Annotated in this window: 27 protein-coding genes, 1 tRNA gene and 1 pseudogene; 13 read left to right on the top strand and 16 right to left on the bottom strand. The window is 67.9% G+C overall.

Annotated elements, in window-relative coordinates; genetic code table 11:
• Positions 1-40 precede the first annotated feature (40 nt).
• Positions 41-742: an NnrU family protein gene (locus tag CJZ78_RS08735; protein WP_094560910.1), complete on the bottom strand. Its 702-nt coding sequence runs from the start codon at positions 740-742 to the stop codon at positions 41-43.
• A 140-nt stretch (positions 743-882) separates the two neighbouring features.
• Between CJZ78_RS08735 and CJZ78_RS08730 the strand changes: the two genes are divergently transcribed.
• Positions 883-1863, top strand: coding sequence for a LysR family transcriptional regulator (locus CJZ78_RS08730; protein ID WP_094560734.1), 981 nt, complete (start codon positions 883-885; stop codon positions 1861-1863).
• Here the strand turns inward: CJZ78_RS08730 and CJZ78_RS08725 are convergent.
• Both CJZ78_RS08725 and CJZ78_RS08720 read right to left on the bottom strand, forming a co-directional pair.
• A complete protein-coding gene (locus tag CJZ78_RS08725; protein ID WP_094560732.1) occupies positions 1854-2558 on the bottom strand; it encodes a DUF3172 domain-containing protein in 705 nt (234 codons plus the stop codon). The genes CJZ78_RS08730 and CJZ78_RS08725 overlap by 10 nt on opposite strands.
• A complete protein-coding gene (locus CJZ78_RS08720) occupies positions 2555-2947 on the bottom strand; it encodes an NAD(P)H-quinone oxidoreductase subunit M (RefSeq protein WP_094560730.1) in 393 nt (130 codons plus the stop codon). The genes CJZ78_RS08725 and CJZ78_RS08720 overlap by 4 nt, the downstream gene beginning before the upstream one ends.
• 103 nt (positions 2948-3050) lie before the next feature.
• Between CJZ78_RS08720 and pds the strand changes: the two genes are divergently transcribed.
• Together pds and CJZ78_RS08710 are read left to right on the top strand one after the other, a co-directional pair.
• Positions 3051-4460: a 15-cis-phytoene desaturase gene (pds, locus tag CJZ78_RS08715; RefSeq protein WP_094560728.1), complete on the top strand. Its 1410-nt coding sequence runs from the start codon at positions 3051-3053 to the stop codon at positions 4458-4460.
• Between the two features lie 2 nt (positions 4461-4462).
• Positions 4463-5374: a phytoene synthase gene (locus CJZ78_RS08710; RefSeq protein WP_369802040.1), complete on the top strand. Its 912-nt coding sequence runs from the start codon at positions 4463-4465 to the stop codon at positions 5372-5374.
• Between the two features lie 5 nt (positions 5375-5379).
• On the opposite strand, the gene CJZ78_RS08705 is transcribed toward CJZ78_RS08710, so the two are convergent.
• The 3 genes from CJZ78_RS08705 to CJZ78_RS08695 form a co-directional block, all read right to left on the bottom strand.
• Entirely contained in the window at positions 5380-6276 is an 897-nt protein-coding gene (locus CJZ78_RS08705) for an alpha/beta fold hydrolase (protein WP_233128617.1), read from the bottom strand.
• Positions 6277-6320: 44 nt separating this feature from the next.
• Positions 6321-6746 carry an RNA-binding protein gene (locus CJZ78_RS08700; RefSeq protein WP_094560726.1) on the bottom strand — a complete coding sequence of 142 codons (426 nt, stop codon included), beginning with the start codon at positions 6744-6746 and terminating at the stop codon, positions 6321-6323.
• 67 nt (positions 6747-6813) lie between these two features.
• The gene (locus tag CJZ78_RS08695) at positions 6814-8082 is read right to left on the bottom strand and encodes a CCA tRNA nucleotidyltransferase (protein WP_233128616.1); all 1269 of its coding nucleotides are present in this window, start codon (positions 8080-8082) and stop codon (positions 6814-6816) included.
• A 28-nt stretch (positions 8083-8110) separates the two neighbouring features.
• On the opposite strand from CJZ78_RS08695, the gene CJZ78_RS08690 reads away from it, so the two are divergent.
• Genes CJZ78_RS08690 through CJZ78_RS08680 form a run of 3 tightly spaced genes read left to right on the top strand, consistent with a single transcriptional unit; the run spans position 8111 to position 9616 of the window.
• A complete protein-coding gene (locus tag CJZ78_RS08690) occupies positions 8111-8362 on the top strand; it encodes a Ycf34 family protein (RefSeq protein WP_094560722.1) in 252 nt (83 codons plus the stop codon).
• Positions 8313-8984, top strand: a complete 672-nt coding sequence (gene tsaB / locus CJZ78_RS08685) for a tRNA (adenosine(37)-N6)-threonylcarbamoyltransferase complex dimerization subunit type 1 TsaB (protein ID WP_369802039.1) — start codon at positions 8313-8315, stop codon at positions 8982-8984. Before CJZ78_RS08690 ends, tsaB begins: the two co-directional genes overlap by 50 nt.
• On the top strand, positions 8984-9616 hold the full coding sequence (locus tag CJZ78_RS08680; RefSeq protein WP_094560720.1) for a YdcF family protein: 633 nt from the start codon (positions 8984-8986) through the stop codon (positions 9614-9616). The genes tsaB and CJZ78_RS08680 overlap by 1 nt, the downstream gene beginning before the upstream one ends.
• Here CJZ78_RS08680 and CJZ78_RS08675 read toward each other — a convergent pair.
• From CJZ78_RS08675 to rpaB, 5 genes are all read right to left on the bottom strand, one after another.
• Positions 9558-10310 carry a 1-acyl-sn-glycerol-3-phosphate acyltransferase gene (locus tag CJZ78_RS08675; protein WP_094560718.1) on the bottom strand — a complete coding sequence of 251 codons (753 nt, stop codon included), beginning with the start codon at positions 10308-10310 and terminating at the stop codon, positions 9558-9560. The genes CJZ78_RS08680 and CJZ78_RS08675 overlap by 59 nt on opposite strands.
• Complete coding sequence (fabD, locus tag CJZ78_RS08670; protein ID WP_094560716.1) at positions 10307-11221, bottom strand: ACP S-malonyltransferase; 915 nt, start codon at positions 11219-11221, stop codon at positions 10307-10309. The genes CJZ78_RS08675 and fabD overlap by 4 nt, the downstream gene beginning before the upstream one ends.
• A 59-nt stretch (positions 11222-11280) precedes the next feature.
• Positions 11281-12273, bottom strand: a complete 993-nt coding sequence (locus tag CJZ78_RS08665) for a beta-ketoacyl-ACP synthase III (RefSeq protein ID WP_094560714.1) — start codon at positions 12271-12273, stop codon at positions 11281-11283.
• A 63-nt stretch (positions 12274-12336) separates the two neighbouring features.
• The gene (gene plsX / locus CJZ78_RS08660) at positions 12337-13680 is read right to left on the bottom strand and encodes a phosphate acyltransferase PlsX (RefSeq protein WP_094560712.1); all 1344 of its coding nucleotides are present in this window, start codon (positions 13678-13680) and stop codon (positions 12337-12339) included.
• Complete coding sequence (rpaB, locus tag CJZ78_RS08655; protein WP_094560710.1) at positions 13661-14431, bottom strand: response regulator transcription factor RpaB; 771 nt, start codon at positions 14429-14431, stop codon at positions 13661-13663. Before rpaB ends, plsX begins: the two co-directional genes overlap by 20 nt.
• 123 nt (positions 14432-14554) lie before the next feature.
• Between rpaB and radA the strand changes: the two genes are divergently transcribed.
• Genes radA through CJZ78_RS08640 form a run of 3 tightly spaced genes read left to right on the top strand, consistent with a single transcriptional unit; the run spans position 14555 to position 16766 of the window.
• Positions 14555-16012 (top strand): DNA repair protein RadA, encoded by a 1458-nt coding sequence (radA, locus tag CJZ78_RS08650; RefSeq protein WP_094560708.1) that lies wholly within the window; start codon positions 14555-14557, stop codon positions 16010-16012.
• A 37-nt stretch (positions 16013-16049) separates the two neighbouring features.
• Entirely contained in the window at positions 16050-16310 is a 261-nt protein-coding gene (locus CJZ78_RS08645) for a hypothetical protein (protein ID WP_094560706.1), read from the top strand.
• A gap of 24 nt (positions 16311-16334) precedes the next feature.
• A complete protein-coding gene (locus tag CJZ78_RS08640; RefSeq protein WP_094560704.1) occupies positions 16335-16766 on the top strand; it encodes a TA system VapC family ribonuclease toxin in 432 nt (143 codons plus the stop codon).
• Positions 16767-16772: 6 nt separating this feature from the next.
• On the opposite strand, the gene CJZ78_RS08635 is transcribed toward CJZ78_RS08640, so the two are convergent.
• Positions 16773-17294: a photosystem I assembly protein Ycf3 gene (locus CJZ78_RS08635; RefSeq protein WP_094560902.1), complete on the bottom strand. Its 522-nt coding sequence runs from the start codon at positions 17292-17294 to the stop codon at positions 16773-16775.
• Positions 17295-17371: 77 nt separating this feature from the next.
• Between CJZ78_RS08635 and CJZ78_RS08630 the strand changes: the two genes are divergently transcribed.
• Genes CJZ78_RS08630 through CJZ78_RS08620 form a run of 3 tightly spaced genes read left to right on the top strand, consistent with a single transcriptional unit; the run spans position 17372 to position 21319 of the window.
• Positions 17372-19702 (top strand): heavy metal translocating P-type ATPase, encoded by a 2331-nt coding sequence (locus tag CJZ78_RS08630; RefSeq protein WP_369802038.1) that lies wholly within the window; start codon positions 17372-17374, stop codon positions 19700-19702.
• Complete coding sequence (tmk, locus tag CJZ78_RS08625) at positions 19680-20372, top strand: dTMP kinase (protein WP_094560700.1); 693 nt, start codon at positions 19680-19682, stop codon at positions 20370-20372. The genes CJZ78_RS08630 and tmk overlap by 23 nt, the downstream gene beginning before the upstream one ends.
• Positions 20369-21319 (top strand): DNA polymerase III subunit delta', encoded by a 951-nt coding sequence (locus CJZ78_RS08620; protein ID WP_094560698.1) that lies wholly within the window; start codon positions 20369-20371, stop codon positions 21317-21319. The genes tmk and CJZ78_RS08620 overlap by 4 nt, the downstream gene beginning before the upstream one ends.
• Before the next feature lie 18 nt (positions 21320-21337).
• Here the strand turns inward: CJZ78_RS08620 and CJZ78_RS08615 are convergent, their stop codons facing one another.
• The 4 genes from CJZ78_RS08615 to CJZ78_RS08600 all read right to left on the bottom strand — a co-directional run bounded on the left by CJZ78_RS08615 (position 21338) and on the right by CJZ78_RS08600 (position 23522).
• Positions 21338-22102, bottom strand: coding sequence for a response regulator transcription factor (locus CJZ78_RS08615; protein WP_094560696.1), 765 nt, complete (start codon positions 22100-22102; stop codon positions 21338-21340).
• A gap of 338 nt (positions 22103-22440) precedes the next feature.
• A tRNA-Asn gene (locus CJZ78_RS08610) sits at positions 22441-22512 on the bottom strand.
• A gap of 29 nt (positions 22513-22541) precedes the next feature.
• On the bottom strand, positions 22542-23225 hold the full coding sequence (locus CJZ78_RS08605; RefSeq protein ID WP_094560694.1) for an ABC transporter ATP-binding protein: 684 nt from the start codon (positions 23223-23225) through the stop codon (positions 22542-22544).
• Between the two features lie 33 nt (positions 23226-23258).
• A complete protein-coding gene (locus tag CJZ78_RS08600; protein ID WP_094560692.1) occupies positions 23259-23522 on the bottom strand; it encodes a hypothetical protein in 264 nt (87 codons plus the stop codon).
• Positions 23523-23690: 168 nt separating this feature from the next.
• On the opposite strand from CJZ78_RS08600, the pseudogene CJZ78_RS08595 reads away from it, so the two are divergent.
• Positions 23691-23810: pseudogene (locus CJZ78_RS08595) on the top strand (photosystem II D2 protein (photosystem q(a) protein)); the annotation flags it as partial.

Genomic DNA, 23810 nt, shown 5'->3' with positions numbered 1-23810 from the left:
GGGCCTCTGCCCTGTGCGGGGGCGCCCATCAGGCCAACCCTCAGGCCAGCCAGTGGCCCAGGGCCGACCGGGAGAAGGCGGTGGCTCCAAGGCCGATGTAGCGGTGGGCCCACCAGAACACCGCCACGGCAATGCCGATGCCCAGCTGGGCCGGCCGCAGGAATTCGGAGAGCACCAGCTGCTGGCGGCCATCGAGCACGGCCTTGAAGGGAAGCACCGAGGTGCTGGCCTTGAGTTCCTCGAAGGCAGCCCCGAAGCGGTTGGCCAGGCGACGGTCGCCGTTCCACACCGCAAACAGGTGGTGGGCGATCAGGCCGGCGCAAGTGGCCACCATGAAGCTGCTGCCGATCCAGAGCAGGTGGGTGGCGCACCAGAGGATCTGTCCGACGGCCTGGGGGTGGCGGCTGATGCGGATGATTCCCGTGGCGTAGAGCCGCACCTGGGGTTTGAGCACCGCCGGGATCTCCAGCAGGTTGTAGGTGGCTGGATACAGAAACAGGAAGCTGATGGCGGTGCCGGTCCACACCAGCGGCACGATCCAGGGCTGGTCTTGCAGGTTCCAGAGGCGGATGCCGTCGTAGCGGTGGGCCAGGAAGTAGCCGATTACCACCACTGCCGAGGGAATGCTCACGGCGGCAAACAACAGCCGCCAGGCCCGCTCACCGATGCGCTCCACGCCCCAGGCCCGCAGCGAGGCGCCCCCGCTGTGGATCACGGCGAAGGCCAGCAGCAGGCCGAGCATCACCCAACTGCTGTGGTGGAGAGAGCTGGGGGGCACAGGCCGGGTGGGGAGTTGTGAAGTTTCTGATTCTCGCTGCCCAACTTCCCCCCTAGAGTTTTCTCCTCGCCAGCCGGCAGGCCCAGGCCCACCCAGGCAACCCGATGGCAGATCTGCCTTTCACCCTTGATCAGCTCCGCATCCTGCGGGCTATCGCCTCGGAGGGCAGCTTCAAGAAGGCCGCCGACAGTTTGTACGTCACCCAGCCGGCGGTGAGTCTGCAGATCCAGAACCTGGAGAAGCAGCTGAGCGTCAGCCTGTTTGATCGCGGTGGGCGCAAGGCCCAGCTCACCGAGGCCGGCCACCTGCTGCTCAGCTACTGCGACCGGATCCTCAGCCAGTGCCAGGAGGCCTGTCGAGCCCTGGAAGACCTGCACAATCTTCGCGGTGGCTCGTTGATCGTGGGCGCCAGCCAGACCACCGGCACCTATCTGATGCCGCGGATGATTGGCCTGTTCCGCCAGAAATACCCGGAGGTGGCCGTGCAGCTGCAGGTGCACAGCACCCGACGCACGGGCTGGAGCGTGGCCAATGGCCAGGTTGATCTGGCCATCATCGGCGGCGAGCTGCCCACCGAGCTCGGTGAGCTGCTGCAGGTGGTGCCCTATGCCAGCGACGAACTGGCCCTGGTGCTGCCGGTGAAGCACCCCCTGGCCCGCCTGCCCGAGCTCACCAAGGACGACCTCTACCGACTGGGCTTTGTCTGTCTTGATGCCCAGTCGACGACCCGCAAGATGGTCGACCAGCTGCTGGCCCGCTCCGGCCTCGATGTGGGCCGCCTCAAGATCGAGATGGAGCTCAACTCCTTTGAGGCGATCAAAAACGCCGTGCAGTCGGGCTTGGGGGCTGCGTTCCTGCCGGTGGTGTCGATCGAGCGGGAGCTTTCGGCCGGCACGCTGCACCGCCCCCAGGTGGCTGATCTGCTGGTGCGCCGCCAGTTGAAGTTGATCACCCACCCGGCCCGCTATTGCTCACGGGCCGCCGATGCCTTCCGCAAGGAGGTGCTGCCGGTGTTCGCCAGCCCCGATAGCCCCCTGCGCCGGCCGCTGCAGCAGGAGACCCCTGCCGCTGCCACTCAGAACTGATCGGCTTCAGGGGTGATGCCCACGGTGTCGTCAGCGACGCCCTTGGTGAGGAATTTGTTCTCGCTGATGTCGGTCTGATACACGCAGCGCACGATCGGTTTGTCCTTGACCGAGCCGATGTAGGCGAAGGTGTTCATCCGCTGCTTGCACTGCCGCATCTGCTCGGCGGTAACGGCCCCTTCCTTCTGCAGCACGCTCCAGTTCTCCCGGCGGATCACGCAGCCCGGCTTGAGTGCCGGCTGGGTCACAAAACTCGAGCTGGGGTTCATGGTCGTGTAGAGCTCGATGTCCATCACGAAGGCGCTGGCGCCCCACTGCTTGCAGAATTCCGGATCGGGCACAGCCAAGTCGAGCTGCTGGGAGCTGGCGATGTTGCCCTGGTCGCCCTGGGTGGTGCTGGAGATCGCAGTGCCGATGCCGATGCCCACCACCAGCACGCCGGCCAGGATCGCCAGGGTTCCTACGTTGAATTGAAAGGGGCCGTTGCCACCAGGTCCGTTGCCACCGGGGCCGCCCCCTGGAGCGCCCTTGCCCCCACCCCCGCTGCGCCCTGCTGGCCGCCGCGGTTCTCCTCGCCCATAGGACCCAGGGCCATAGCGGTCGTCGTCAAAACGCTCCTCGGCGTAGCGACCGCTGCTGGATCGACTGCCGCCGGAGCGGCCATTGCCGTAGTCGGACGGGCGGGAGCGGCTCACAGGGTTTCGGTGCTGCGGGGCAGGCCCATGGAGTAGTTGAGCACGCGGGCATCCGAGTTGTAGCGAAGCTCCCCGGCCTGCAGCAGCTGGCGGATCAGACCTTCGAGCTCTGAGCCGATCTGGCGCAGGGTGTATTCCGTGAGGTCGGCGCCGGCCTGGGCTGCCACCAGCTCCCGGAAGCGCTCCTGCACCTTGGCCAGCACCGGGGCGTCCCAGAGGAATTCGTTGTCTGGATCCACATCCATGGTGAGCTGGCTGGGATCCGCCACCAAATTGCCGTTGTCAACCCGGGCTGTGAACAGCCGCACGTGACGGGTTGTGGACTTCAGCAGGGTCTCTGCGTTCGGAGCTGCAGCAGTGAGAGGGTCGGCAGGGCTTAAGTCGGCCATGGGGAAGCAGTTGCGGGCACCCGATCAGCCAACTCTAGAAACCCTCCAGGCCGCGAAGGTCGGAAGCCCCCCTTTAAGGTTGTCATTGGATTCAAGGATGGGTATGCGCGTCGTCATCGCCGGAGCAGGACTGGCCGGGTTGTCGTGTGCCAAATACCTCTGTGATGCCGGCCACACCCCGGTGGTGGTGGAGGCTCGAGATGTGCTGGGCGGCAAGGTTGCGGCCTGGCAGGACGAAGACGGCGACTGGTACGAGACCGGTCTGCACATCTTTTTCGGCGCCTACCGCAACATGCGCCAGCTGTTTAAGGAGCTGGACATCGAAGACCGTCTGCAGTGGAAGAGCCACTCGATGATCTTCAACCAGAAGGAAACCCCCGGCACCTACAGCCGCTTCGACTTTCCTGATATCCCAGCCCCTTTCAATGGGGTGGCCGCGATCCTCGGCAACAACGACTTGCTCACCTGGCCCGAGAAGATCTCCTTCGGCCTCGGCCTCGTGCCGGCGATGCTGCGCGGTCAGCAGTACGTGGAGGAGTGCGATCAATACTCCTGGACCGAGTGGCTGCGGCTGCACAACATCCCCGAGCGGGTGAATGACGAGGTGTTCATCGCCATGGCCAAGGCGCTGAACTTCATTGATCCTGAGGAGATCTCCAGCACGGTGGTGCTGACTGCCCTCAACCGCTTCCTGCAGGAGAGCGATGGCTCCAAGATGGCGTTTCTCGATGGCAACCCGCCTCAGCGGCTGTGCCAGCCAATCGTCGATTACATCGAAGCCCGTGGTGGTGAGGTGCACCTCAACGCCCCCCTGCGCCAGATCGAGCTCAATGCCGACGGCAGCGTGAAGGCGTTCCAGATCGGTGGCATCAAGGGCCAGGAGCCGCGCACGCTCACGGCGGATGCCTATGTCAGTGCCATGCCGGTGGATCCCTTCAAGCTGCTGCTGCCCGAGCCCTGGAAGGAAATTCCTTATTTCAAGAAGCTCGATGGCCTCAATGGTGTGCCGGTGATTAACATCCACCTCTGGTTTGACCGCAAGCTCACCGAGATCGATCATCTGCTGTTCAGCCGCAGCCCGCTGCTGAGCGTTTATGCCGACATGAGCAACACCTGCAAGGAATATGAAGACCCTGAGCGTTCCATGTTGGAGTTGGTGTTTGCCCCGGCCAAGGATTGGATCGGTCGCCCCGATGAGGAAATCGTGGCCGCCACCATGGAGGAGCTGAAGCGCCTGTTCCCGATGCACTTCACCGGAGACAACCAGGCCCAGCTGCGCAAGTCGATCGTGGTGAAAACGCCCCTGTCGGTTTACAAAACCGTGCCGGGTTGCCAGCAGCTCAGGCCCGACCAGGCGTCGCCAATCCCCAACTTCTTTCTGGCCGGCTGCTACACGATGCAGCGCTACCTGGCGTCGATGGAAGGAGCGGTGCTCAGCGGTAAGCAGTGCGCCCAGGCGATCGCCACGTCCCCCGTGGCCCAGTCGGCGGCAGGGGTCCCGGTGGCGGTCTGAGCGTGGTTGTTTCCTCGGTTCCAAACCTGGAGGAGGCCTATGAGGCCTGCCGCCGCGAGACGGCGGAGTGGGCCAAAACCTTTTATCTGGGCACCCTGCTGATGCCCTCTCCCAAGCGGCGGGCGATCTGGGCGATTTACGTGTGGTGCCGCCGCACGGATGAGCTGATGGACAGCCCGGAGGCGATGGCTCGCCCGGTGGAGGAGCTGGCGGCCCGGTTGGACAGCTGGGAGCGGCGCACCCGGGAACTGTTCGCGGGCAAGGTGCGGGATGGCCTGGATCGGGTGATGGTTGACACGATCGAGCGCTACCCCCAACCGATCCAGCCCTATCTCGACATGATCGAGGGGATGCGGATGGACCTCACCACCAGCCGCTACGCCACGTTTGAGCAGCTCAAGCTTTATTGCTATCGGGTTGCGGGCACCGTGGGCCTGATGACCCAGGAGGTAATGGGCGTGGATCCCGCCTACACCTCAGCTCCATGGAGTGCGCGGCCCGACACCAGCGAGGCCGCTGTGGCGCTGGGGATCGCCAATCAGCTCACCAACATCCTGCGCGATGTGGGTGAAGATCGCGGCCGCGGCCGCATCTATCTGCCCCAGGAGGACCTCACCCGTTTCGGCTACAGCGAGGCTGAGCTGATGACCGGCACCCTCAACGACAGCTGGCGTGAATTGATGCGGTTTCAGCTTGCCCGCGCCCGCGACTGGTTCGCCCGTTCAGAGGCAGGCGTGCGCTGGCTGGCGCCCGATGCCCGCTGGCCGGTTTGGGCATCGCTGCGCCTGTATCGCGGCATCCTCGATGTGATCGAGGAACTGGATTACGACGTGTTCAACCACCGGGCCTATGTGCCCACCTCAGGCAAATTTCTGGATCTGCCGCGGTCGTTTGTGATCGCCCAGGCGCGCTGAGCTGATCAGGCTTGGCCAATCCAGTTGAGCAGGATTGGATTCACCTGCTCAGGCGCTTCATCGTGGGGGCAGTGGCCCAGCCCTGGCAGCACGTTCAGCTCTTGGATGCAGGCAAAGCTGTCAGCCCAGCGGCTGGCTTCGGCGGGATCTTCCCAGGGGTCGGCTTCGCCCCAGAGCATCCGTACCGGCACTGGTGGGTCGGCGGCAGTGAGATCGGCGAGCAGCTGCGGGGCCAGGTGGTCGTTGAACAGGTTGACGAAGCCTCGGAAGCTTTCGGTGGCCCCGGGATCGGTGCTGGGGCGATGCAGCAGGGTCACCAGTGCGTCGTCAATGTTGGCTCCGCTGGGGTAGGCCCGCGCCAGCACGCTGCGGATAAAAGCCGGCTTGGCCAGCAGGCGAAACAGGGGGGCGATCACCCAGCGTTGCCGCACCAGGCTTTTCACCAGGGGGCGACTGGCCCGCTCCCAGCCTGGGAGTTGGGCGGCCCGTTTGTCGTCGAGGGTGCGCTGGGCGCAGTCGATCAACACCACCTGGGCCGGTGGGGTGCCCTCGCGCAACAGCACTCTGGCGGCCGTCAGAGCAACCATGGCGCCGATCGAGTTGCCCACCAGGTGCACGCGTGGGGCTGTACCTGCCCCGTGCGGAAGCAACCGCTCGCGCACCAGATCGGCCACCAGCTGACCCCAGAGGTCGAAGTTGTACTGCACGGCGCCCGGCTGCTCGGGTTCGTCGGCCAGCCGGGAGCGTGGTTTGTCACTGGCACCGAAGCCCAGCAGATCAACCGCCAGAACATGGGCCTGGCGCGCCAATGCCGGCACGTTGTGACGCCAGTGACCCACGGAGGCGCCGAAGCCATGGATCAACAGCACCTTGGTGCTGTTGCCGGGATCGCCGGCCTCCACCAAGTGAATCCTGTGGTCTTGCCAGGTCCAGGGGATGGGGGTGGTCAGACTGCGGCCGTTTGGTTGGCCAGCAGTGACTTGAGCTTGGCCAGTTCGCCGGCCCAGCGGGGATCGGGGGCTTCGCTATCGACGTTGTCGGCATGCACCACCTTGTTGACGGCCTTGCGGGCTGCGGTGGGAGCGCTGCCGTTGCGGCGCTCGCTGGGGGCTGCGCTGCGGCTGTCCTTGCGCTCAGAGACCTCGATCCGCAGGGCGTTGCCGCCGAAGTCCTTGCCGTTGAGCTGCTCGATCACGGTGTCGGCCAGCTTCTGATCGTCAACGTTGGCAAAGCCGAAACCACGGCAAGCGCCGGTGTCACGATCGTTGACGGCCTTGAAGCGCACCCCTTCGCCCACGGCGCTGAACAGAGCCTCAAGCTCCTTGGCATCGAAGGTCTGCGGCAGGTTGCCGACGTAGAGGCGAATGCTCATGGGGAAGGGGTAGGAAAAACTTTCTGCAGGCGAGGAGAAGCCTCTCGATGCGCCTTTGCTCAGAAAGTTAATCACGCCGGCTGTCCAGCCCGTCGCTCCCTTTCTGCTGCATCCACCAGCGTTGTGCTGCCGCCAGGGCCGTGGAGCGCTCCTTCGGGCCGTCTCCCAGTCGGCCGAAGGCCCGCTCCAGGGTGAGGTGATCCAGCAGCCGCCCCAGCTCGGGTCCGGCCGGGATCCCCAACTGCTGTTGGAGTTGGCGGCCATCCAGCGGCGGGCGTGGATGCAGCAGCGGATCGTGGGGGTTGCGCCAGCGTTCCAACAGGTTGCCGGGGGGCTGGGTCAGCAGCAACAGCAGGGCGGGCAGATCGCCGTCCAGGTCCCGATGCAGTGCCACGCGGTTGGGCTCCGCCAGCCCAGTCCAGCCGCCGGCATCCTCCAGTTCCCCACGCCAGCGCCGCAGGGCCCGGCAGCGCTGCTGCAGCTTTCGGCTGCTGCGCAGTGCCATCAGGGCCTCGGGGGGTAGCAGGGCGCTGAGCCGCGCCAGCGGCAGGGCCCAGGCCACTTCGGCGTCCAGCAGCCCCTGCCGCTGCGCCTGCTCCTGGCTGAGGGCGCTCAAGGCCGGGGCGGCGGCGGCATCGGCGTGCCAGCCCTGCACCAGTCCGCAGCGCAGGGCGAGCACCAAGCCCCGCTCTCCTGCGGGGGCCTCGGCCAGCTTCTCCAGCTCCGCCAGCACCCGCTCGCCGGCCACTGCGCTCAGCTGGCTCGCATGGCGCTCAATCCAGGCTTGGCTGGTGGGCTCCAGGCTGAACTCGAGGCTGCAGGCCAGGCGGATGCCCCGCAGCAGCCGCAGGGGGTCGGCCAGCAGGTTGGCTTCGCTCACGGCCACCAGTTGGTGGCGCTGCAGGTGAGCGAGGCCACCGGTGGGATCCACCAAGCCGGCTGGGCTGCCTGCGCTGGCGGGCAGGGGCAGGGCCATGGCATTGACGGTGTAATCCCGGCGACCCAGGTCGGCCTCCAGGGTCGCGCCGTCCCGCTGGGCCAGGTCGATGTTCCAGCCCTTCACCACGAGCCGGGCGATGCCATGGTCGGCATCGAGCACCACGGCGCTGCCGCCGTGGTGCCGGGCCAGCTGGCGGGCCAGGGTGATGGCATCGCCCTCCACCACGAAGTCGAGGTCGGGTTGGGGCGCGAGGCGGCCCAGCAGGGCATCCCGGATGGCGCCCCCCACCAGGGCTGTGCCTGGTGGCAGCGCCGCCAGCGGCAGCGGCCAGGGCTCGGCCAGCAGGCGCTGCCACAGCTGGTGAGCCACCTCGCCGGCAGAACGGTCAGCCGTCACAATGGGCGCCTGGCTCGGCCTGGGCAGCATGTGCATCTGCGTGGATTGCCGCTGGGTCGACCGCTGTCAGGCCTACCACGCGGTGGAGCGGCAGCACGGTGTGCCCCACCTTGCCCTCCAGCCCGATTTCACGCCCGAGGAGCCGCGGATCCACGTGCAGGTGCAGGATTTGCCCCAGGGCGGCGTGGGCGTGGAATGGGATGTGCGGGCCTGCGCCAGCTTCCAGCGTGATGCAGGCCGCTGGCAGCGGTTGTGCCCCGGCGCTGCCCTGCCCCGATGAGGTGCTGGTGATGGGTGCTGTCTTGGCTTTGCACAGTTCCAGCGAGGTGCTCGGCGTGGGGGTGCGCTGGCTTGATGCCGGCTCGGGCGGCGGCGAGGTGCGTGCCTTCCCGCTCGGTCGCGGCCTTTCCAACCAGCTGCTCAGCTGCGTCGAGCAGGTGTTGCCGGCCCACCAATGGCCCCAGCTCACCCGTCTGGCGGTGGCCACGGGGCCAGGGGGCTTCACCGGCACCAGGCTCACCGTGGTGCTGGCCCGCACCCTGGCCCAGCAGCTGCAGCTTCCCCTCGATGGGGTGGGCAGTTTTCTGCTGGTGGCCCAGCGCCTGGGGATCAGGGAGCCCACCTGGCTGGTGCAGGAGCTGCCCCGTCGCGGTGTGGTGGCGGGCCTCTATGCCCCAGCGCCCGGCGGTGCCGGGGCGGGCTGCCTCGAGTTGGAGGCGCCGCGGTTGTTCGCCCCGGGCACGCCCGTGCCGCCGGGCCCGCAGCTGCCATCCGCCGCCCAGCTGCCCGACGATGTGGCGCAGTTGCTGGAGCTCAGCGTGCGGGCCCACGTCCAGGGTCTGGAGGCCCCCTGGCAGCCCGTGTTGCCGCTCTATCCCACCTCGCCGGTGGCCGGGCTCTGATGGGGCGAGCACCCCAACGGCCTCGGCGCCACCGCCGTTCCAGTCGGCCGCTCCTCCGGCCCCGGGTGGGGGTGGTGCTGCTGCTGGCGGGAGGCCTGATCTGGCTATCCCGCGGATGGTGGAGGCCGGCCCCGCCGCCACCCCAGATGATCCTGGTGCTCGGCGGCGATGTGGCGCGGGAGCAGCGGGCTGCGGCCCTGGCAGCCCGTCAGGGCCTGCCGGTGGTGGTGAGTGGCGGCAGCAATCCTGAGTACGCCCGCTGGTTGTTTGAGCAACGCCAGGGGCTGCCGCCCAGCCAGGTGCAACTCGACTACCGCGCCCGCGACACCCTCTCCAACTTCACCTCTCTGGTGGACGATCTTCGCCGCGCCCGCATCCGTCATGCCCTGCTGGTGACCAGCAGCGACCACATGGATCGGGCCCTGCTGGTGGGCCGGATTGTGGCGGGCAGCCGCGGCATTCACCTCACGCCCGAGTCCGTCGACTGCGCCGATCGCTGTCAGCCTGAGGGGCGCCGCAAGATCTGGGGCGATGGGCTTCGGGCGGCCCTGTGGGTGCTGAGTGGCCGCGACCTCAAGAGCTGGGCGGCAACGCAGCGCGTTCCAGGCCTGGGGCCAGCTGCCGCCCGCTGATCAGGCCCTGATCCAGGAGGGCATTGATCTGGGCCTGGCAGGCGGCGGTGGCGTCGTCGAGGTCGGGGCGGCGACGCGAGGCGGGTGGTGGGATCGGCGTGCCGATGCGGATGTGGATCGGCACCAGGCGGGCGCCCTTCTGGCCTGGGCCGAGAGCCCGGTGGCTGTTGATGATCGCCACCGGCAGCAGGGGCACACCGGCCCGGGCTGCCAGCAGGGCTGCACCGGCCTGGGGATCGTTGACCCGGCCGTTGCTCTGGCGGCTGCCGTCGATGAACACGCCGGTGGCCCAACCCTCCAGCAGTCGGTCGGTGGCGGTGCGGATCGCCTCGCGGTCGCTGGCGCCGCGGGACACCGGATAGGCCCCGCAGGCGCGGATGATCGGCCCCAGGATCGGCACCCGAAACAGCTCAGCCTTGGCCATGAAAGCCACGGGACGGCCGAGGGCATGGCCCAGCAGCGGTGGATCGAGGTGAGAACCGTGGTTGGCCACCACCACCAAGGCGCCTTCCATCGGCACGTTGGCGTTGCCAGCGGTGCGGCCCCGGAACAGCAACCGGTACACCGGAAACACCAGCAGGTAGCTGATCAGCCGGTAGGTGAGGCTGGGCCGGGGTGTGCGGATCAGGGCCGGCGGCTCTGCCGGTTTGCGGCGGCGCAGGGCCCGCCTAACGGCAGCGACAGGGCGATTCACAGGCCGATTCCCAGCCCCAGGTCAGCGCCGCCGCCGATCTGGGCGGTGGTGATGCCGTCGCAGCTGCGCTTGATCAGCCCGCTGAGCACGGCGCCGGGGCCGATCTCCACAGCGGTGCTGATGCCCAGGGCGCTGAACTGCTCCATGGTTTCGCGCCAGCGCACGCCGGTGGTCATCTGGTGAATCAGGCGGGCCTTGAGGGCTGGGCCGCTGGTTTCCGGGGTGGGATCGGTGTTGCTGAGCACCGGGATCGCCGCATCGGCGAAGGGCACCGCCTCCAGCTCGGCGGCAAAGGCGGCGGCTGCATCAGCCATGAAGGGGGAATGGAAGGCGCCGCTCACCGCCAAGGGAATGGCCCGCTTGCACTGGAGCTGGCCACTCACGGCCGCCACCGCTTCCGGGCTGCCGGAGAGCACCACCTGGGCGCTGCTGTTGTCGTTGGCGATCACCACGCCATCGTTAGCGGCCACCAGGGCCTCCAGCTCGCCGCGATCGAAGCCCATCACGGCCGTCATGGCGCCGCCGCCCGCGGCGGCCATCAAGGTGCTGCGGGTTTTCATCAGCGCCAGGCCGGTGGCGAAGTCAAACACCCCGGCCACGTGCAAAGCCACCAGCTCGCCGAGGCTGTGGCCTGCCACCACCTGGGCCGTGCGCCCCTGGGCCTTGAGCCCATCAGCCAGCAGGCTTTCGATTACGAACAGGGCCGGCTGGGTGTTGCGGGTGTCGTTGAGGTCGGATGGCTCGCCCTCGGATGACCCGTCTGCCGTGCCCGCGCAGATGGCCAGCAGGTCGCGGCCCAGCAGGGCTGACGCTTGCTCGAAGCGCTGCTGGGCTCCAGGAAGCTCCAGCACGGCCTCAGCCATGCCGATTTTTTGTGAGCCCTGGCCAGGAAACACCCAGGCAATGCCCATGCTGCCGCTCTCCGAGGAAGACGGCTGGAGATTAGGTCTCGGCCACCCGTCGCTCCTTGTCAGGGTTGTGGCCCACCCCAGCGCAGCAGGGCCGCGCCCCAGCTAAGGCCGGCGCCAAAGCCGCTGCTGGCCAGCAGATGGCCCGGCTGCACCCGGCCGTCTTTGACCGCCTCATCCAGCATCAGCGGGATAGTGGCGGCTGAGGTGTTGCCGTAGTGGGCCAGGTTGCTGAGCACCTGGGCATGGGGCATGGCGAAGCGGTCGGCCACCGCATCAAGGATGCGCTGGTTGGCCTGGTGCAACAGCAGCCAGTTGAGCTGCTCTGGGGCGGTGCCGGTGGCCTCCAGCAGCTCGCTGAGGATCGCCGGCACTTCGCGCACCGCGAATTTGTAGACCTCCTGCCCGTTCATCTGGATCGGGGCGAAGCCGCCCTGTTGGGCCGTGAGACCGCCGAGCAGGGGGGCATGCCGATCCACCTGGGCCAGGGTGAGGCAGGCATTGCGGCTGCCGTCTGAGCGCATGCGGAAGCCCAGCAGGCCCGTGTCGCTCGCCGCGCAGGCCTCCACGGCCACCGCTGCGGCTCCATCACCGAAGAGCACGCAGGTGGTGCGGTCGTCCCAGTCGACCCAGCGGCTCAATTGGTCGGCGCCGATCACCAGGGCCCGTCGCATCGCGCCGCTGCCCAGGTATTGGCCAGCGGTGATCAGCGCAAACAGAAAGCCGCTGCAGGCAGCGGTGAGATCAAAGGCCACGGCGTTGGTGGCCCCCAGGGCCCCCTGCACCCGCGGCGCCGTGCCGAATAGATCGTCGGGGCTGGAGGTGGCCAGCAGGATCAGGTCGAGATCCTCCGGTGCCCAGCCGGCGTGGTCGAGGGCGGCCTGGGCGGCACGGGTGGCTAGGCAGGTGAGGGATTCGCCAGGGCCGGCGACCCGACGGGCGCCGATGCCGGTGCGGGTGCGGATCCAGTCGTCGTTGGTGTCAACCCGCTCGCTGAGTTGCTGATTGCTGATGCTGGCTGCCGGCACGGCGCTGCCGGAGCCCACCAGGGCCATGCCGCCCAGCCCCGCTGATGTGTTGACTCCGCCGAGCGACACCGGGATCAGCCCACAGTGGGGTCAGTCAACCACAGCTGTACAGAGGGCATGCAGGTTGGCCATTACGCCATGGCTGGCGGCGGAGTGGGCCAGGCGCAGGGCGCTCAGCACCGAGAGGGCCTTGCTGCTGCCGTGGCCGATCACGCACACTCCGTCAACGCCCAGGAGCAGAGCGCCGCCGTGCTCGGCGTGGTCGAGGCGCTTTTTGATGCGGCGCAGGTTGTTGATCAGAAAGGCTGAGCCCACCTTGCCGCGGCGGCCCCGGGGCAGCTCCTCCTTGATCACATCCAGCAGCACACTCCCGACGCTCTCGAGGAATTTCAGCAGCACGTTGCCGGTGAAGCCATCGCACACCACCACATCGAAGTTGCCTGAAAGGATGTCGCGGCCTTCGCAGTTGCCGGCGAAGTCAAAACGCTGCTCCTCCGCCAGCAGCGGGTAGGTGCGCAGGCAGAGCTCGTTGCCCTTGCACTCCTCTTCGCCGATGTTCACCAGGCCGATGCGGGGGCGGGCCACCTGCAGCACATCGCGGCTGTAGATGTGACCCAGCAGGGCCCACTGGTGCAGGTAACTGGGCTTGCAATCCATGTTGGCGCCCACATCCAGCACCAGCACCTGTTGTTCGGTGTCCTTGGTGGGGAACAGGGCGCCGATGGCCGGGCGATCGATGCTTTTGAGCCGGCTGAGCCGGAAGATTGCCGATGCCATCACGGCGCCGGAGTTGCCGGCGGAGTACACCGCGGTGGCCTGGCCCTGTTTGACCAGGTCCATGGCCATGTTGATGCTGGCGTCGCGCTTTTTGCGCACCACCGTGGCCTCCTCGTCCATGCCCACCGAGGGGCCGCTCGGCACTAGCTGGATCAGGCCTCTCGCCACGGCCGCATCGAGCTGCTCCTGGAGGCCCATTTCGGCCATGGCGGCGTCCAGCCGGTCTGTTTCGGCCACGAACCGCACCCGCAGGGGCAGCAGCTCCACCGCCCTCAGGCAGCCTTCCAGGATCGGTCCGGGGGCGTAGTCGCCTCCCATGCCGTCGACGGCCACCCAGAGGCGGTCGGCGTCGTTGATCGGTTTGTCCTCATCGGGTCCGCCCAGCCCCCGCTGCAGGCGCCGCAGCGGATCAAACACCAACGGCTGCAGCACCGTGTTGGCTATGCTACCTGCAGCGCTGGTGGCGGCCCCGGCTGCTCCGGCCATGCTGCCGGCCATCGTCCCCGCCATGCTCCCGGCGGTGCTGGCGGCAGAGGTGGCGGCGGTGGCGGCGGTGTCCACCAGGCTGGTGACCGCCGCGTTGCGGCGATACCAGATCACCAGCCGTCGGATGGCCCGGCTGGGCTTGGCGCGCTTGTCAGGTTCCTTCGGAGGCAACGGCGTCAACGATGCGTTGAAACAGATAGCCGGTGCCGCGAGCCGTGAGGATCAGCTCGGGGTTGGCCGGATCGTCTTCCAGTTTGGAGCGCAGCCGGGAGATATGGACATCCACGACCCTGGTGTCCACATGGCGCTCAGGGGTGTAGCCCCAGACGTCCTTGAGGATTTCGCCGCGGCTGAAGGGTTCGCCACTGCGGCTCACCAGCAGCTCCAGCAGGCTGAACTCCATGCCGGTGAGCCGAATGCGCTCGTCGCCTCGGTACACCTGGCGTTTGTTGGTGTCGATCCGCAGGTCGCCTACGGCAATCACGCCGGAATTGGGGATGCCGGCCACGGCTTCCTTCTCCACGCGGCGCAGCACGCAGCGGATGCGGGCTTCCAGCTCCTTGGGGCTGAAGGGCTTCACCACGTAGTCGTCGGCGCCGAGCTCCAAACCGGTGATGCGGTCAGCCACATCGCCCAGGGCCGTGAGCATCACGATCGGCACATCCGATTCCTTGCGCAGCTCCTGGCAGACGCCGTAGCCATCGAGCTTGGGCATCATCACGTCGAGCACCACCAGGTCGGGCTGGGTGGTCTTGAACAGCTCCAGGGCTTCGACGCCATCGCTGGCGGTGACCACCTGGTAGCCGATCATCGACAGCCGGGTTTCCAAAATCCGCCGAATGCTGGCTTCGTCATCGACGACCAGGATGGTCTCTTTGCCGTGGTGGGTTCCGGAGATGGTGGAGGGGGCGGAAGCCGTCATCACTGCAGCCGGGCTGCTACATCAGATAGCCCCTACTGAAAAGGCCAGAGGGGCAAACTTTTCAATCAACGCCACCTTTCTTCATACAGCCCCTCTTCCCAGCCCTTCCTCGCAGCCCTGCCCGTGGCCAAGCCCAGCTCCGTTTTTGTGTGCACCAGCTGTGGGGCCCAGGCGCGCCAGTTTTTTGGCAAGTGCGCCAGCTGTGGCAGCTGGAACACCCTGGTGGAGCAGAAGGCGGCGCCGGCTGCCGATAGCCGGCGCCGCCGGCCGTTGGCGGAGTCGTCCGCGGGGCTGGCGGCCGCCGCCGGTCAGCCGCGGCGCTCCGAGCCGATCCAGGCGGTGGGGGAGCGGCCTTTGCAGCGGCTCAGCAGCGGCTACGGCGAGCTGGATCGGGTGCTGGGCGGCGGGCTGGTGCCCGGGTCACTGGTGCTGGTGGGCGGCGACCCGGGCATCGGCAAGAGCACCCTGCTGCTCCAGAGCGCCCGCGCCATGGCCGGCCGGGCGTCCGTGCTCTACGTGAGTGCGGAGGAATCGGCCCAGCAGGTGAAGCTGCGCTGGCGCCGGCTGGCCCAGGTGGCCTCGGGCGACTCTGATGCAGGCGGCGAACCCGAAGCTGGGGCCGATTTTCAGCTGCTTTCGGAAACCGACCTGGAGCTGGTGCTGCAGGAACTGGAGGCCCTGCGGCCGGCGGTGGCGATCATCGACAGCATCCAGGCCCTGCACGACGCCGAACTCGGCAGCGCCCCCGGTTCGGTGTCCCAGGTGCGGGAATGTGCCGCTGCCCTGGCCCGCATCGCCAAGCGCCAGGACACGGCCCTGCTGCTGGTGGGCCATGTGACCAAAGAGGGTGCCCTGGCGGGCCCCAAGGTGCTGGAACACCTGGTGGATGCGGTGCTCACCTTCGAGGGGGACCGCTTCGCCAGCCACCGGCTGCTGCGGGCCGTTAAAAACCGCTTTGGTGCCACCCATGAGCTGGGGGTGTTTGAGATGCGCGATCGGGGCCTGGCGGAGGTGACCAACCCCAGCGAGCTGTTTCTTGGCAGCGACGAACCCAGTGCCGGCACCGCCACGATCGTGGCCTGCGAGGGCACTCGCCCCCTGGTGGTGGAGCTCCAGGCCCTGGTGAGCACCACCAGCTACGCCAGCCCGCGCCGCAGTGCCACCGGCATCGCCGCCAACCGCCTGCACCAGATCCTGGCGGTGCTGGAGAAGCACCTGGGCCTGCCCCTGTCGCGCTTTGACTGCTACCTGGCGGTGGCCGGCGGGCTGGAGGTGGAGGAGCCGGCGGCGGATCTCGGCGTGGCCGCGGCGGTGGTGGCCAGCTACCGCGACCTCACCCTGCCGCCCGGCACGGTGCTGGTGGGGGAGCTGGGTCTGGGCGGCCAGCTGCGGCCCGTGGGACAGCTGGAGCTGCGGCTGCAGGAGGCGGCACGGCTGGGCTTCACCCGGGCGGTGGTGCCCAAGGGCTCTGGCCTGGCCAAGGCGGCCGCTGGACTGGGCCTGCAGCTGCTGGAGGCCGGTGCCGTGGCCGAAGCGCTGGTGGCGGCGCTGGGGGTGAACCCGGCAGATGATCGGGTTTGAGCATCAAGATGCATGGCTTGCGCACTAAGATGGACTAATGCGAACGACGCTCACCATCAATGACGCCCTCTACGAGCAGGCAAAGGTCCAGGCCGCTCGTGAAGGCAGCACGGTGGGCTCGGTGTTTGAGGCAGCGCTGCAGGCCTATCTGAATCGTGCCCACCTGCTGAAACAGGCCGCGCTGCCCCCGTTGCCTGTTCATGCCGGTGGCATGCTGCGCCCAGGTGTCGACCTTGACGACCTCTCCACCGTGCGGGCGTTGCTCGACGAAGGGCTGCCCCTGGATCAGTTGCATTGACCTGGATCATCTGGACTGACGAAGATGCATTGCGTTGACGTCAATGTCCTGGTGCAGGCCTGTGTGGCCGCTTCTCCGCGCCACGCAGTAGCCCACTCCTGGTTGCTGGCCCATCGCGCTGACCCGGAAGGCCTGGGTCTCTTCTCCGTTGTGGTCAGCGGCTTTCTGCGGGTGGCCACCGATCGCCGTGTCTTCAGCGAGCCCCTCGATCCAGCGGCGGCCTTGGCCTTCATCGACAGTCTCTTGGCGTCGCCAGCGGTATCCATCCTTGATCCCGGGCCCAGGCACTGGGGCCTGTTCCGCCAGCTGGTTCTGGAGTATCGGCCCAGCTCTGTCGACATGACCGACGTGTACCTGGCGGCAGCGGCCCTGGAGGTGAATGCCACCTGGGTTTCCTTTGACCGCGGTTTTGCCCGCTTCAAAGCGCTGCGCTGGCTCAACCCTGCCGATCTGTGAACCGGATCAGAAATACACGTCGACGCTGCCGCGGCCGCTGGTCTTGAGCCAGTTCTGGGCTTCGATGTAGTTGTTGGGGGCCAGGCGAATTGCCTTGCCCCAGAAGTCGGCGGCCTGGTCGAAGCAGCGGTCGGCCTCATCGGCGTCGCCGCGCTCCTCGGCGATCGAGCCCAGGTGGTGGTGGATCACCGCCATGTTGTTGAGGGCCTGGGGCATCTTGCTGTTGAGATCCAGGGCCTGGCTGTAGAAGTCGAGGGCCTTGGCGTGCTCGCCGTTGCTGGCGAATACCAGGGCCATGTTGTAGAGGATGAAGGCTTTGTCGTTGGGGTCGTCCTCGAGTTTGAGGGCTTCCTCGTAGTTCTCCAGCGCCTCGGCGTATTCGCCGTCAGCCTGGGCGCTCATGCCATCGCGGTAGTAGGCGAAGGCCTCCTTGGCGCGCCGGTTGGTGGGCAGCACCTTGAGGATCAGGTCAGCCATCACCGTGAAGCTCTTGTCGATGAAGTTGTCGTTGCGTTGGCTGCGGGGCACGGTGACGTCGGTGAGCGGCGTGGATCCCATCCTGGCGGATCTGCCTAACGTGAGTCCATCGTTGCCCCCTTCAGGCCTTGTCCCCGCTCCAGGAGCCTCTCCCGCTGGAACCTCTCCCGCTGGAGCCCCTCCTGCTGGAAATAGAGGGCATGAAGTGCGGTGGCTGCGTGCGGGCCGTCGAACAACGGCTGCTCGATCAGCCCGGCGTGCGCCAGGCCAGCGTCAACCTGCTCACCCGTACGGCCTGGGTTGACCTCGCCTCCGCCGAGGCCGACCAGGCCGCTTTGCTAGCGGCCCTGGCGGGTCTGGGGTTTGAGGCCCGGCTGCGCCCCAGCGATGGCGCGTTGTCGTCGCGGCGGGAGCGGCTGCAGACCCAAACCTGGTGGCAGCACTGGCGCCAGCTGGTGGTAGCCCTGGTGCTGCTGCTGGTTTCGGGGTTGGGCCATCTGCCCGGCACCGGGCTGGATGCCCTGTGGATTCATGCCCTGGTGGCCACGTTGGCCTTGGCCGGGCCGGGGCGCTCGATCCTGGTGCGGGGCGTCCAGGCGGCCTTGGCGGGGCTGCCCAGCATGGACACCCTGGTGGGGCTGGGGGTGCTGAGCGCCTATCTGGCCAGCCTGGTGGCTTTTCTCTGGCCCCAAGGAGGTTGGCCCTGCTTCTTCAACGAGCCAGTGATGCTGCTGGGCTTCGTGCTGCTGGGTCGCTTCCTGGAGGAACGGGCCCGCTTCCGCACGGGCCGCGCCCTCGAAGAGCTGGCCGAGCTGCAACCCGACACCGCCTTGCTGCTGTTGGGCGAGGGGCCGCCCCGGCCGGTGCGGGTGGGCGGCCTGCGTCCCGGTGATCGCGTTCAGCTGCTGCCCGGCGATCGCGTGCCGGTGGACGGTGTGGTGCTGGAGGGAGCCTCGGCGGTGGATGTGTCGGGCCTCACCGGCGAACCGCTGCCGCTGCAGGCTGTAGCGGGCAGCGAGCTGGCCGCGGGCAGCCTCAATCTGGAGGCCCCGCTGGTGCTGGAGGTGCGCCGCCGCGGCGCCGACAGCGCCATCGCCCGGATCATCCACCTGGTGGAGCGGGCCCAGGCCCGCAAGGCGCCGATCCAGGGGTTGGCCGATCGGGTGGCGGGCCGCTTCACCCTGGTGGTGCTGGCCCTGGCCGTCGCCACCTTGCTGTTCTGGTGGCTGCTGGGCACCCAGCTGTGGCCCCAGGTGCTCAGCCCAGCTCACGCGTCTGGCGTGATGGGTGGGCACCATGGCAGCCATGGGGTGCTGGGGGCTGGTGCCGACACCCCGTTTGCCCTGGCCATGCAGCTGGCGATTGCCGTGCTGGTGGTGGCCTGCCCCTGTGCCCTCGGGCTGGCCACTCCCGTGGCGATCACGGTGGCCACCGGTCGCGCCGCCCGCGCCGGCCTTCTGTTTCGAGGCGGCGATGCGATTGAAACCGCGGCCGGAATCGAAGCCCTGCTGTTTGACAAAACCGGCACCCTCACCCTGGGGCGGCCCTTGGTGGCGGCGGTGGAACCCCTGGGGGATCTGCCTCCCGATCGCTTGGTGCAGCTGGCCGCCAGCCTGGAGGCGGGCAGCCGCCATCCCTTTGGTTTTGCCTTGCTGCAGGAGGCCCAGCGGCGCGGTCTGGAGCTGCTGGAGGTGGTGGAGGGCCACAGCGTGGCTGGCCAGGGCGTCAGCGGCTGCATCGCCGACCACAGCTTGCGGGTGGGACGGTTGGCCTGGGTGGATCCCTGCCCCACGCCGGAGTTGCTGGCCAGGCAGGCGCTGCTGGAGTGCCACGGCGCCAGCGTGCTGGCGGTGGCCGATCAGCAGGGCCTGCTGGGGTTGGTGGCGGTGGACGACCAGCCCCGCCCCGATGCCGCTTCGGTGCTGGAGGCCTTGCGGGGCCTTGGGCTGCAGCTGGGTCTGTTGAGTGGCGACCGGCGGGAGCCGGTGCAGCAGCTCGGAGCCCGGCTGGGGTTGGCGCCGGCGGAGCTGGCCTGGGAGCTGCGGCCCGAGCAGAAGCTGGAGCGGATCCTGCAGCACCCGGCCCGCGGCGCCCTGGCGATGGTGGGCGATGGCATCAACGACGCCCCGGCCCTGGCGGCGGCGGATCTGGGCATCGCCGTGGGCACCGGCACTCAGATCGCCCAGGACACGGCGGATCTGGTGGTGATGGGCGATCGCCTGGAGGGCATTGTGCGGGCCTTGCTGTTGGCCCGGCGCGCCATGGCCAAAGTGCGTCAAAACCTCGCTTGGGCCTTCGGCTACAACCTGATCGTGTTGCCGCTGGCCGCCGGCGTGCTGCTGCCCGGATTCGGGGTGCTGCTCACCCCGCCCTTGGCGGCCCTGCTGATGGCCTTGAGCTCGATCACGGTGGTGGTCAACGCCCTGCTGCTGCAGGATGGGTTCTCTGATTCCCGTTGATCTCCAGGTGGCAGAACCGGCAGTGGCTCCCCGCGGTCGGTTCGTGGTGCTTGAGGGCATCGACGGCTGCGGCAAAACCACCCAGTTGGAAGCCCTGCGCACCTGGTTGCCCAGCAGTGGCCTGCTGGCGCCGGGTGCCCAGCTGATCGTCACCCGGGAGCCGGGGGGTACAGGCCTGGGCTCCGCCCTGCGGCAGCTGCTGTTGCATCCGCCCGGGGAGGCGGCGCCGGAGCCGATGGCGGAGCTGCTGCTCTATGCCGCCGACCGGGCCCAGCATCTGGAGCAGGTGATCCGCCCGGCCCTGGCGGCGGGTCACTGGGTGCTGAGCGATCGCTTCAGCGGCTCCACGGCCGCCTACCAGGGCTATGGCCGCGGCCTCGACCTGCCCACCATCGCCCAGTTGGAGCAGTTGGCCACCGGCGGTCTGGAGCCGGATCTCACCCTGTGGCTGGAGTTGCCCCTGGCCGAATCGCTGCGCCGCCGGGGCGCCCGCTCCGCCGACCGCATTGAGGCCAGTGGGGAGGCCTTTCTGCAGCGGGTGGCGGATGGCTTTGCGGCCCTGGCCCGCGAGCGTGGTTGGCGGCGCGTTGATGCCACCCAGTTGCCGGAGCAGGTGGCGGCGTCCTGCCGCAGCCAATTGGCCGGCCTGGCGGCTGGCTCGGTTTCGTGACGGCTCTGTTTGAGGATCTGCTGGGTCAGCCGCGCGCCGTGGCCCTGCTGGAGGCCTCCCTGGCCCAAGGGCGCCTGGCGCCGGCCTATCTGTTTGCCGGCCCGGATGGCGTGGGCCGCCGGCTGGCGGCGTTGCGCTTTCTCGAGGGAGTGTTGGTGGGGCCGATGGGCGATGCCGGCATCCGGCGGCGGCTGCAGGAGGGCAACCATCCCGACCTGCTCTGGGTCGAGCCCACCTATCAGGACAAGGGCCAGTTGGTGCCCGCCTCCAAGGCCGAGGAGCTGGGGCTGGCGCGGCGGGCGGCACCCCAGCTGCGGCTCGACCAGATCCGCGAGGTCTCGCGGTTTCTCTCCCGCCGGGCCGTGGAGGCCAAGGGGTGTCTGGTGGTGCTGGAGGGGGCTGAGGCGATGGCGGAAGGGGCGGCCAATGCCCTGCTCAAAACCCTCGAGGAGCCCGGCGATGGCTTGGTCCTGCTGATCGCGGCGGCTCCGGATCAGCTGCTCAGTACGATCCGCTCCCGCTGCCAGCAGATCCCCTTCACCCGGCTCAGCTCCGAGCAGCTGGCGGCGGTGCTGGAGCGGTGTGGTCAGCCGGCCCCCAGTCACGATCCGCCGGAGCTGCTGGAGCTGGCGGCGGGCTCGCCGGGGGCGTTGCTGCGCTGCCGCCAGAGCTGGGCCGCCCTGCCGGAGGGTTTGGTTGAGCGGCTCCTGGATTTGGCCAAGGCCGCGGACCCTGTGCAGGCCCTGGCGCTGGCCCGGGATCTGGCCGAGGCCCTGGATGGGGAGCAGCAGCTGTGGTTGCTCAACTGGTGGCAGTTGGCCCTCTGGCGCCGCCAGGCCCCGGTGGCCCAGCTGCAGCGCCTCGAGCGCCTGCGTAGCCAGCTGCGGGCTTACGTGCAGCCCCGGCTTGCCTGGGAAGTGGCCCTGCTCGAGCTGGCCGGCCTTTGAGTTCTTGGCGGGCTCAGTTCAACTGGCCTGGGCCTGGCGGGCCTGGTGGATCAGGGGCACCAGGTCGGTCAGTTGATCGTCGCTGGGCAGTTCCAGGCAGTAGCCGGCGCCGTACACCGTCTTGATGAAGCGGGGCTTGCGCGGATCGGGTTCGAGCTTGGTGCGCAGGTGGCGCACATGCACCCGGATCGTCTCGATGTCGTCGTCGGGTTCGTAGCCCCACACCTCCTTGAGGATCAGCGAGGGTGCAACGGTTTGGCCGTGGCGCTGCAGCAGGCAGTGCAGCAGCTCGAATTCCAGGTGGGTGAGCCGCACCGCCACATCAAACCAGATGGCTTCAAACCGCTCCGGCACCAGGGTGAGACAGCCGTAGCTGAGGATTTCGTTGTGCTTGGCGGAGAGGGGGGCATGGTCGCTGCGGCGCAGCAGCGCCTTGACCCGCACCATCAGCTCTTCGAGGTCAAACGGTTTGGCGAGATAGTCGTCAGCACCGGAGTTGAAGCCGCTCACCTTGTCTTTGATGCTGCCAAGGGCGGTGAGCATCAGGATTGGAATCTTGGCGGTGCGCTCATCCCGCCGCAGCCGCTGGCAGAGGGTGAGCCCGTCCACCTTCGGCAGCATCAGATCCAGCAGGATCAGATCGGGGCTGTACTGCAGGGCCAGGGCCTGCCCCTTGATGCCGTCATCAGCCCGCTGCACGTCGAAGCCGCCATGCTCGAGGTGGCCTGCCACCAGCTCGCGCATATCGCTGTCGTCTTCGATCAGCAGGATGCAGGGCTTCATGGGATCAGGCGGGGAGCGGCGGGGAGTGAATCAATCGCTACCGCTGCAGCGAAGTTGCAGGCATTTTCTACGGTTTTGCTGCCTGGGCGAGGGCCCGTTGCGTGTGGAGCGCCGTGGATTGGACCCTGGCGTGGGCGAGGGCCCATGGCGAAGAGCCTTCAGGGCGCGACTGGCCAGGGTTTGCCGCGTCCCGGGGGACGAGTCAAGCCGGTGGATCTTAAGGATTTCTTCGTAGTTCTTTGTTGTAGCAGGTGGGCGCTGGGGTCAGTTGCCCAGCCCCTGGCGCTCTACCGGCCATAAAAAAACCGCAACCTGTGGGTTGCGGTTGATTAAAAAAGCTCCCCGGGCGGGATTCGAACCTGCGACCAATCGATTAACAGTCGATCGCTCTACCGCTGAGCTACCGAGGAATGCGCCGGTCGAAACCGGTTCGAAGAACTTACCCCTCAGGCCTGCCGGCCTGCAAGGGGTCCAGCTGCTGGGCCAGCACGGGGCCGTCCTGCCAGCGCCCGACGGCCCCGTGCTCCATCAGCGCGGCGCCGTCACAACGCTGCAGCTCCTCGAGCCGATGGGTGATCCACAGGGCCGTGAGTGGGGCGTCGGCGCGGTGGGTGAGCTGCCAGAGCAGCTGCAACACCTCGTGCTGGCTGTCGGGATCGAGCAGGGCGGTGGGCTCATCAAGCAGCACCAGGTCGGCGGAGCTGGCCAGGGCGCCGGCGATGGCTAGGCGTTGTTTCTGGCCGCCGCTGAGGGTGTGGATTGGTCGCTCTGCAAACCCATGGAGGCTGACCTGGTCAAGGGCCTGTTCCACCCTTTGGTGCCGTTGCGCGTCGCTGAGGTCGGCCGGTAGGCCCAATTGCAGATCGCTGGCGCAGCTCGGCAGCAGCAACTGGTGATCGGGGTTCTGGAACACCAGGGCGGCCTTGCCGGGGGCGTGGATGCGGCCGCTGCGGGGCTCCAGCAGCCCTGCGATCAGGCGCAGCAGGGTGCTTTTGCCGCTGCCGTTGCTGCCCACCAGCATCCACAGCCCCGGCCGCGGGATCTGCAACGTGCAATGGCGCAGCGCCGGGCGACCGTTGGGCCAGGCGAAGCTGAGCCGCTCCACCGTCAGGGGAGGAGTCATGGCGGGAGTGGCTCCAAATCGCTCGGCGGGGGTTCAGCCCTCGAAGCTGAAGCCGGGGCGCTTGCCGCCGCTGCCCATCGCCGACTTTTCATACAGCTGCACCGCCACCACTTCACTGGTCAGCAGGCTGATCCGCTTCTCCTCCTCCTTCTCGCAGGTCAACTCGAGTAGCCGCGGTCCAGTGCCATCCAGTGCCTGGCGCACTTGGTCATAGAGGGCCTGGGCGTCGGCCAGCTCTTTGCGCTGCACGGCAACGGGCATGGGGCTGAGCTTGAGGGAGAGCTCGACGACGTACATGAAACCGGAATGGACTCGCCCCACTGTGGCGAATCGGGACTCGCTTGGCGTTCGCGCGTCGCCGGGCGCTGGAGCGCTAAGTAGAAGTGCTCAGCTTCGGTCGGGCATGCGCGTTTCGAGGGCCGCGACCCGTAGAGTCCTGATGTAACGCTTCATGAAGCCGCTCTCATGACGATCGCTTTAGGTCGCGCGCCGCAGCGGGGATGGTTCGACATCCTCGATGACTGGCTCAAGCGCGACCGCTTCGTATTTGTGGGTTGGTCGGGTCTGCTCCTGTTCCCCACCGCC

The sequence above is a fragment of the Synechococcus sp. 8F6 genome, from assembly GCF_002252665.1.
GTDB lineage: Bacteria > Cyanobacteriota > Cyanobacteriia > PCC-6307 > Cyanobiaceae > Cyanobium_A.
Note: the sequence above shows the minus strand (reverse complement) of the source record. Positions and strands in the feature narration are given on the sequence as shown.